This is a genomic window from Vreelandella lionensis, from assembly GCF_002087295.1.
GTDB classification, from domain to species: domain Bacteria; phylum Pseudomonadota; class Gammaproteobacteria; order Pseudomonadales; family Halomonadaceae; genus Vreelandella; species Vreelandella lionensis.
Genome location: NZ_MWVI01000064.1, coordinates 38,313 through 45,116, shown reverse-complemented (window position 1 = coordinate 45,116; position 6,804 = coordinate 38,313). Strand labels below are relative to the sequence as shown.

Annotated in this window: 12 protein-coding genes; all 12 read left to right on the top strand. The window is 57.2% G+C overall.

Annotated features, from left to right (window positions below; all coding sequences use genetic code 11):
• Nucleotides 1-457, top strand: a 457-nt coding sequence (locus B4967_RS08715; RefSeq protein WP_207953604.1) for a hypothetical protein, incomplete at its 5' end; no start/stop codon positions are given.
• Complete coding sequence (locus B4967_RS08710; RefSeq protein ID WP_083024745.1) at nucleotides 454-1,062, top strand: thioredoxin domain-containing protein; 609 nt, start codon at nucleotides 454-456, stop codon at nucleotides 1,060-1,062. The genes B4967_RS08715 and B4967_RS08710, both read left to right, overlap by 4 nt.
• Nucleotides 1,062-1,706, top strand: coding sequence for an OmpA family protein (locus B4967_RS08705; RefSeq protein WP_083024744.1), 645 nt, complete (start codon nucleotides 1,062-1,064; stop codon nucleotides 1,704-1,706). Before B4967_RS08710 ends, B4967_RS08705 begins: the two co-directional genes overlap by 1 nt.
• The gene (locus tag B4967_RS08700) at nucleotides 1,703-2,482 is read left to right on the top strand and encodes a hypothetical protein (protein ID WP_035557823.1); all 780 of its coding nucleotides are present in this window, start codon (nucleotides 1,703-1,705) and stop codon (nucleotides 2,480-2,482) included. The genes B4967_RS08705 and B4967_RS08700 overlap by 4 nt, the downstream gene beginning before the upstream one ends.
• A gap of 10 nt (nucleotides 2,483-2,492) precedes the next feature.
• Nucleotides 2,493-2,906 (top strand): lytic transglycosylase domain-containing protein, encoded by a 414-nt coding sequence (locus B4967_RS08695; RefSeq protein ID WP_161491495.1) that lies wholly within the window; start codon nucleotides 2,493-2,495, stop codon nucleotides 2,904-2,906.
• On the top strand, nucleotides 2,903-3,265 hold the full coding sequence (locus B4967_RS08690; RefSeq protein WP_035557825.1) for a TrbC/VirB2 family protein: 363 nt from the start codon (nucleotides 2,903-2,905) through the stop codon (nucleotides 3,263-3,265). Before B4967_RS08695 ends, B4967_RS08690 begins: the two co-directional genes overlap by 4 nt.
• 17 nt (nucleotides 3,266-3,282) lie before the next feature.
• Nucleotides 3,283-3,576: a type IV conjugative transfer system protein TraL gene (gene traL, locus B4967_RS08685; protein WP_008958346.1), complete on the top strand. Its 294-nt coding sequence runs from the start codon at nucleotides 3,283-3,285 to the stop codon at nucleotides 3,574-3,576.
• Entirely contained in the window at nucleotides 3,576-4,133 is a 558-nt protein-coding gene (locus tag B4967_RS08680; RefSeq protein WP_035557829.1) for a TraE/TraK family type IV conjugative transfer system protein, read from the top strand. Before traL ends, B4967_RS08680 begins: the two co-directional genes overlap by 1 nt.
• Complete coding sequence (locus B4967_RS21500; RefSeq protein WP_479694225.1) at nucleotides 4,130-4,672, top strand: hypothetical protein; 543 nt, start codon at nucleotides 4,130-4,132, stop codon at nucleotides 4,670-4,672. The genes B4967_RS08680 and B4967_RS21500 overlap by 4 nt, the downstream gene beginning before the upstream one ends.
• On the top strand, nucleotides 4,669-4,821 hold the full coding sequence (locus B4967_RS21495) for a hypothetical protein (RefSeq protein ID WP_479694224.1): 153 nt from the start codon (nucleotides 4,669-4,671) through the stop codon (nucleotides 4,819-4,821). The genes B4967_RS21500 and B4967_RS21495 overlap by 4 nt, the downstream gene beginning before the upstream one ends.
• Entirely contained in the window at nucleotides 4,814-6,301 is a 1,488-nt protein-coding gene (locus tag B4967_RS08670; protein WP_083024738.1) for a TraB/TrbI/VirB10 family type IV secretion system protein, read from the top strand. The genes B4967_RS21495 and B4967_RS08670 overlap by 8 nt, the downstream gene beginning before the upstream one ends.
• A gap of 4 nt (nucleotides 6,302-6,305) precedes the next feature.
• A complete protein-coding gene (locus B4967_RS08665) occupies nucleotides 6,306-6,803 on the top strand; it encodes a TraV family lipoprotein (RefSeq protein ID WP_035557838.1) in 498 nt (165 codons plus the stop codon).
• Nucleotide 6,804 lies beyond the last annotated feature (1 nt).

The window sequence follows — 6,804 nt, the reverse complement described above, 5'->3', positions numbered from 1 at the left end:
TTGGTGTCCGGCTTTATTGAACCACTACAAAGCGACTCGCGCAAAAAAATCTCTACTTCCCCCGGTTAAGTGTCAGTGGCTGCCCTATCTACCTGCGAGGCCCATTAAGGGCACCTATGAGAGAGCACCGCTGGGAGGCGGAATTGAGATGATGGCGATGCGAGGCAGCACGCTTATTGGCGTGGCCATATTAGTTTGGGTCGCATGGATTGTCCTGGCGACCGATTCAGAAGCTCGAATTGAGCGAACCTGTCAGCCCGTTCTTTGGTTTGGCAATGTGGCAACTTCACTGACGCAGCTAACCTTTCCTAAGCAACAGGAATCGGTGCATGAGGCGTTTGAATCAGCTGACTATGCTTGTCGCTTTACCGTGTGGCGCTTGCTGCACGAAGACGCCTGGATAGAAAGCCACCAAGGTAACGAATCTAGTGATCAGTCGGGGGAGAGCGACCAATGATTTCCCCTACCCGCCTGCTACACCCCATCCGTAGAATTCTCGGTGTCACCGTGGCCACCTTGGGGCTCGCTGCTGGCGCTCATGCCGGCAATGATCAGCCTCTGGCGCTGGTTGAGTTTGCCAGCTTCGATTGCCCGCACTGCCAGGCCATGGACAAACACCACTCTTCTATTCAGGCAGCCGTCGAAGCGGCGGGCCTGGAGTACCGCAACGCCCCCCTGCCTTCCCATACCGGCCTTGAACGCGCATGGCGTGAACGCGCCTTTTACGCATCTCGCTCTATTCCAGGGGTTGCCAATGACGTTCGGAAAGCCTTTCTCACGGCTGGCGAAACCGGGGTTCCCCTCAAGGACTATGACGATGTGCTGGCGCACCTCCAATTGCATGTTCCCCAAGTTCGGTGGAACGAGTTTGCGGACGACCATATCAGCGATCCCAGCTCTGTCGAGGCGATTGAGCGAGCAGCGAGGCTTGCTGGTCGGGCAGGTCTTCGTGAGTACCCTGCCTTTGTCGCTGTGTCTCGTTCTGAAGTGAAGCTATTGAGCCTGTCGGGAGACGTTGCCGAGAGGGCCGAGGCGGTAATCAAGTACCTGGAGAACCTTTGATGACACTGCGAAACCCTGTGCTTGCTGTCTCGCTGACAGCTGTTCTTGCTGGCTGTGCAGCACATCCTCCGGCTCTGGAGCACGCACGCACGTCAACGCTACCTGATTCGTATAACACGATGACCAGTCGGCATGTGGTGATCCCTGCCTATACGCTTCAAGGGGTCAACGCGACCCGTACCACCAACTGGTACCACGGGGCTGGCCAGGGGCTTGATCGCTACGCTTACGGCGGCACCGTTTACGACGAGTCCTATTGGCAGCAGCGCCATGCCTCAATGCCGGATGACTACAAGGACGCCATGGAGTCTGTGCCTCTGGCGCCCTTCCATTTCGAGTTCGACTCAACAACGCTGACGCCTACCTCTCAGCGTGAAATGGCTTCCTTCCTGGAAGGAGAAGACCTGGCTGGCCGTGTGCTCATTGTTGGGTACACCGACCATATCGGCCCTGAGTCCTACAACATTTCACTCTCACAGCGCCGCGCTGATGCGATCGCGGGACAGCTCCATTTGGCTTGGCCAAAGGCCCGGTTCCTGACGGAAGGGCATGGCATCTATCCCAAGTTGGTTGACGGCACGACTGAAGAAGCGCGGGCGGCAAACCGTCGCGCCGAGATTTTTTACCTGGAGGCAGACCAATGAACGTCTTTATCGCCCACGCCCAGATTCTACGAAAAGAGACGCCAAAGGAGCGCGGTCGTTCTGGCCTGATGGTGCTCAAGGTTGGTAAGAACAAGCGAAGCACAGAAGCCCTAATCCAATCTGTAAATCAGATCATTGTCCGAATTCCGAATCATCTATCTGATCGCGCAGCCAAGCTGGATGTTGATTCTTACATTGAAATTTTCGGCCATGTTGGCGGCATTGTGCGCCGTGCACACCACACGGGTGAGCAGCACCTGAGTGCCGAGTTGGTGGCCAACAACATCCAGCCGGCTGCCCCGATGATCGAGGGCAACATCGAAAAACATCTTTTCAATCGTTTCATTGCGATTGGCTTGCTGAGGGGGGTGAAAACTCCCGAGAAGGAGGGACCACCCTCCACAGCGTACCTGCAGATCGGCCCTGACCGACCGGACCTGGGGCGCTCCTTTCAGCATACCGGCGTGGTGTCCATGGCTGCTTTTGGGCGCGTTGTCGATCGACTTGTCGAGTACGAGGCCGGCACCGCCCTTCATGTTGAGGGACGAGTTACCGGCCTATTGCGAAAGATCCCCAAACCAGGAGCAGAAGGCGGCTTCGAGGAAAGTCTGGAGGTCGGGCTGGTGATGGATCGTGTCAGCCCCACTGCCATGGTCGCTGAGCGGATGATGACGCCGTTTGATGTGGCCAAGCCTGAAGCGCAGAACACCCCAGAAGAAACCAACGACGAAGCTGGCGCTGGGGAATCCGCGGCAGTGGCTGAAGAACAGCGCTAGGAGGTGGTCAATGATTGCCCTACCTGATTGTGTCCCTGAAATCGCTGATTACTACCAAGTACCCATCGAGATTGTCGCGGCAGTGCGTCTTCAAGAGAGCGGCAGCCGAGGGCAATTAGTGGGTCGCATAGGTCCGAACAAGAATGGCACTTACGACCTAGGCGCTATGCAAGTCAATACATGGTGGCTCGACCAGGAAACCAACCGGAATTACCTCCAGCAATGGGGAATTACCGAGCGTGAGTTGTTGGAAAATGAGTGTACGAATTTCGCTGTAGGGACGTGGATTCTCTACGACAACATCACGCGCTACGGCGAGTGGGAGGCGGCATTGGCCGCTTACAACGCTGGGTCGCCGAATAGTCCGGCAGGCCAGCAATACGCAAACGAAGTCCTCGCGACATTAGGAGAACAGTACCAATGACTACTTCCGTAGATACCCAGGCCACAACCAAGCAGGGCAAGCTCGCTCATCTAGTCGAATGCCTCCGCATGAACAAGAAGCGAGCAGCAGAGCGCTCACTGTTGGTTGCTACTACCGCTTTCCTGGCGATGCCAGCATGGGCACAGGAAGACTTTGAAGACTTCGCTGACAAGGTTGAAGAGCTGGCGCATGGGCCCTTCGGTATCGGCATTTCCATTCTGGCGCTGATCATCGGTTGCCTGGTGGGCCTTGGACGTCAATCTGCTGCCCCTGCGTTCCTGGGTCTAGGGATCGCCGGTGCCTTTGCGGTCGGCCCCTTCATGATCAAGGAAATCTTCAGCTGGTTCTCAGGCACCTGAGTTAGGAGTCGCGGGTCATGTCTAACGAGTCCTATCGGATACCGCAGGATGTTGATGCCCCTATCCCCATCTTCGCCTGGGAGATGACCGAGGTGGTTGTCGCCATCATGGTGATCGGCGTGGGCATCATCATGCGGTTTTTTATCCCAGGCCTATTTGCGGGGATCTTTCTCATGATGATGGCTAAGAAGATGCGTGCCGGCCAGAAGCGGGGACAAGTGCAGCATGTCTTGTGGCGGATGGGGCTCAAGTTAGACCCGCTGCTTGGCAAATACGCACCTAGGCCAATGCGATTGGAGTACATTCGCTGATGAAATACCTCAATGCATTGCGAAATCAGTGGGTCGCTGCCAGGGGCTGGATGTTCTGCACCCTGCTCCTGACTGGGTTGCTGATCTATGTCTTGCAGAGCTATGTCCAGCTCAGCGCCAATATGCCAACCCGGCTGGTTCCCTACAACCTGCACGTCGTGGATGGGCCGGTCGAGGTGGGCGCCAGCGCTGGTTATACCGATGCGAGCTACCTCACTGAGATAGCCATGGCGGATGCCCAGCTGCACAGCTCTTGGACCCCAAGGAACGTGAGAAGCCAATACGCTCGGTTCCAGAACCGGATGACGCCGGCCCTCTATGCCAAGGTCGGCAATGATCTACAAGCACGGATTCCAGACCTGGAGAAATCTGAGCGTACCCAGGCCTTGTTCATTGAAGGGACCCAAGTCCTAGACGGCACAGTGCGAGTTTATGGGCGCTTGCGGGCTTGGCATGGCACCGAACAGATCGAAGACGAACCGATTGCTTACCGTGTCCGCTATTCCTTCAGCGGTGGCGTTCCGTATGTCGCTGGTTTCTCTTTGGAGGACGAATGAAAAAGCCTAAGATGCAGGGGCTGGTCATGGTGGCGGCGCTTGCCGTCGCCACCTTTGTCAGCGCCAGCGATGATGTCCAGAAGGTGGTTGTATCCACCGATGCTTATAACCGGCTGGTATTCCCAGAGCCGTACTCTACGATTGTTATCCCCCCCGAGGCCGAGTTGCGTGACAACCCTGTGCCGACTGATGGCAAACGTGGTCTCCTCATCCGTCCTGCAGACGAAGCCGACCCGTTCTCTATCTTCATCCAGCTGCGAAGCGGCGAGGCCTTCACGGTGAAGCTAGCGCCGGAAAGCGGCATCGATGCCCAGGTGTTCCGGTATCGAAACGCCCCGGACCTATCCGCAGACCCGCAAGGGAAAGCCGGCCCAAGGATCGTTGGATTGCTGACACTATCCTGTCCGCTTTCCAGGGGGCTCGCCCTAGCGGGTTTGAGCCGGCTGGCGCCCCGCCTAGTGCCCGACTTGAAATGCCTAATGGCGGCACGCTCAAGCTCACAGCGGAAACCCAGTACCGTGGTTCCGGCCATGTCGTGAATATTTACCGGCTGTCTTCTGATACCTCCCTTGAAGTCGAGCCTCGTGACTTCTACCGCGATGGCGTCGTTGCTGTTTCCTTGGAAGGGGACACGGTAAGTGAGCGCGATCAGCCCCGAATGATCGTCGTGGAGGTTGACCGTGGCTGAAGATCAGAACAACCAGCAGCCGAATGAATCGGGCCAGGACAAGCCTTCTAGGGTGGCCAAGGCCCGAGCTAAGTCCAAGGTAGTCTCTCAGAGCCTGTTGGAGCGAGCGCAGGGAAGAAAGTGGCTTCTATATGGTGGTGGCGCCTGCCTAGTCATCTGGCTTGTGGCAAGTAACGCTATTAGCGCACGAGACAACAGTAGCAATAAAGCGCCCCCTCCCCCGGAATTTATGGACACCACGCCGGATACACGGCATGGGGAGGAAGTCACTATTTCCCGACTTCAACAACAGTTAAGGGAGGCTCATGAAGAATTGGCAGACCAGCGCGAGAGTCAAGAGCAGAGGGATGCACGACTTCAGGCGCAGCTCGAAGAAATGCAGGCTGGCATGGAATCCGAACGCGAGCAAACGCGGGAAACCATGGAGTCGCTGCGCACACGACTAGCCGATATTTCTAGCGGAGATGATGGCAGCAGTGAGGTTCGCATTGGCACATCTTCAAACAGAAGCACCGACGCCAACCGTGCCCCGTCTGACTATCTTCGCCCCCCCCGAGGCGACGACGCTAGCGCGGTACCTCCGCCCCCGGTAGCGCGTCGAGATGGTGACTCTGGCCGTGCCGGTTTACCCCCGAGGCAACAATCGTCGACACAGGGCGGCGTCATTCCTTCACAGTTTCCACAGCTCCAGAAGGAAGAAGGACCGGCTGACCCGATCGTACTCAATGGCTCAAGTGGTGAGTCCAGCGCTCGCATCTTACGTAATGAAGCGGCTCAGCAGGATGACGAAGAAGAGGATCTGGGGCCACCTAAAGCTGGGTTCCTCCCTATGGGGTCGTTCTCTGATGTGGCAATGTTGACTGGCGCTGACTTTGGCGCTGCCGAGCGTACCCGCAACAACCCTCAGCCGGTGCTATTCCGCATTCAAAACGATGCATTCCTACCTGGCAGTGCGCGGTATCGCCTCGCTGACTGCTTTGGTATGGGCGGTGGCTACGGTGATTTGTCGAGCGAGCGAGCGCATATCAACGTCTCTCGTATTTCCTGTGTCGATACACGGACTGGAATGATGCTTGAGTCTCCAATCAATGGCTACATCGTGGACTCGGATGGCCGTCTGGGGCTTCGCGGCAAAGTTGAGCGACGTGCTGGCGCCCTGCTGGGTAAGGCCATGCTTGCTGGCTTCGGAGAAGGCGCCAGCAGCATTGCTGCAACAGCAGCTCAAGGTGCTGAATCGGCTGTCACAGGCAGCGGCGGTGTCAACACCATCGGCCCGAACAGTGTCGCCGAGGTTGGCATGTACGGCGGTGCAGGCCGCGCGATGGAGATACTGGCAGGGCGTTACATCGAAGAGGCTGAATCCATGTTCCCGGTGATCGAGGTTCCATCAGGGCGCCGTGGCACTGTTGTAATCCAGGAAGGCCAGAAGCTCGAGTGGGAAGCCTACGAGCTGGCCGACAAGATGCCGAGCGAGGGCTAATACGATGAGCTTAAAGTTGATGATCCCCTTGACCGCCCTGCTGTTCCTCGGTGGGTGTGCCACTGTCCAGCATGATTGTGAGCTGGGAAGCGAGTGTGTCGGTACCGGCGATGTTTATGAAGCTGCGGTGGCAAATAGTGGTTCCTCTGAAACAGTGATGGAGGGCCGTAAGGATGGCTCAGAAGCTGAAGAAGAAAAGATCGAGCAATGGCGACCCTATAGCGGGGGAGGCCTAACCGATATGCCTGTCTACCAGCCAGGTAAACCGGTGCGTATCTGGGTGGCGCCATGGCGCGGTGATGACGGCATTCTACGATCGGGCGAGTACCTGTATGTGACTCTGCCCGATGACTGGAGTTATGGCCAGCTGCGTGACGATGGCATTGGGGCAGGCATGATCGGACCTTCTCCGGGTGTTCAACACATCGCGCCGAGAGGGCAAGACGCCAGCGTGAATCCTTATCGCATTCAGCCGCAAATGCAGATCGTCCCGGAGAATTGAT

Coding starts and splice junctions, on each gene's coding strand:
- B4967_RS08710 (WP_083024745.1), top strand. CDS start 454: ATGATTTCCCCTACCCGCCTGCTACACCCCATCCGTAGAATTCTCGGT.
- B4967_RS08700 (WP_035557823.1), top strand. CDS start 1,703: ATGAACGTCTTTATCGCCCACGCCCAGATTCTACGAAAAGAGACGCCA.
- B4967_RS08695 (WP_161491495.1), top strand. CDS start 2,493: ATGATTGCCCTACCTGATTGTGTCCCTGAAATCGCTGATTACTACCAA.
- B4967_RS08705 (WP_083024744.1), top strand. CDS start 1,062: ATGACACTGCGAAACCCTGTGCTTGCTGTCTCGCTGACAGCTGTTCTT.
- B4967_RS08665 (WP_035557838.1), top strand. CDS start 6,306: ATGAGCTTAAAGTTGATGATCCCCTTGACCGCCCTGCTGTTCCTCGGT.
- B4967_RS08690 (WP_035557825.1), top strand. CDS start 2,903: ATGACTACTTCCGTAGATACCCAGGCCACAACCAAGCAGGGCAAGCTC.
- B4967_RS21500 (WP_479694225.1), top strand. CDS start 4,130: ATGAAAAAGCCTAAGATGCAGGGGCTGGTCATGGTGGCGGCGCTTGCC.
- traL (WP_008958346.1), top strand. CDS start 3,283: ATGTCTAACGAGTCCTATCGGATACCGCAGGATGTTGATGCCCCTATC.
- B4967_RS08680 (WP_035557829.1), top strand. CDS start 3,576: ATGAAATACCTCAATGCATTGCGAAATCAGTGGGTCGCTGCCAGGGGC.